Origin of the sequence: Stenotrophomonas sp. YIM B06876 (genome assembly GCF_030711595.1) — a bacterium.
Classification (GTDB): Bacteria; Pseudomonadota; Gammaproteobacteria; order Xanthomonadales; family Xanthomonadaceae; genus Stenotrophomonas.
The window spans coordinates 1-639 of sequence record NZ_JAUJUJ010000461.1 but is presented as its reverse complement, the minus strand read 5'-3'; the positions used below and the strand labels follow the sequence as shown (position 1 = coordinate 639).

At 67.4% G+C, this 639-nt stretch carries 1 pseudogene; it reads right to left on the bottom strand.

What is annotated here, in order from left to right:
* Positions 1–352 (bottom strand): annotated as a pseudogene (locus QZH66_RS17930) (dihydrofolate reductase family protein); the annotation flags it as partial.
* Positions 353–639 lie beyond the last annotated feature (287 nt).

Below are 639 nucleotides of genomic sequence, written 5' to 3'. Positions count from 1 at the left end.
CGAAGAAGAATTCCGTGCCGCCCGCCATCCTGAGCGGCGCGCGCGGGTGGTGCGTGAGCACGAAGACGGGTGTGTGGTACGGCGGCTCGTCGCCCCACCAGCCCTTCCAGCTCTCGTCGGGCCAGGGGCCGCGCACCGGGCCGAACATGTTGCGCCCCAGAATCCAGGCGCCGATGCCGGCAAAGCCTTGCTCGGCCATGGCGTTGTCGACGCCCGTCTCGCCGCCGTCCTGGCCGTGCATGCCGCGCCAGAAGCGCGTTTCCATGAACCATTCCATCAGCTCGGGGCCATTGACGCCCAGCGGGTTCTGCAGGCTCTGGCTGGGCCCGGCGCCGTAGCCGTCGATGGACATTGCAAAACTTTGAACGCGGAGCTTTGACNCATCAGCTCGGGGCCATTGACGCCCAGCGGGTTCTGCAGGCTCTGGCTGGGCCCGGCGCCGTAGCCGTCGATGGACATTGCAAAACTTTGAACGCGGAGCTTTGACATCACACACCTCGCTGCGGGGTCAGGTAGGCGATCGGCGGCGCCGCAGACCCCGGCGGCACACCCGGCAAAAAGAGGGAGCATCACCGGGCTGGCCGCGGCACCGGTGACAAAAGGTTGCGCCCTTCTCCGGCTTGGGGGCGTGAACGCGTT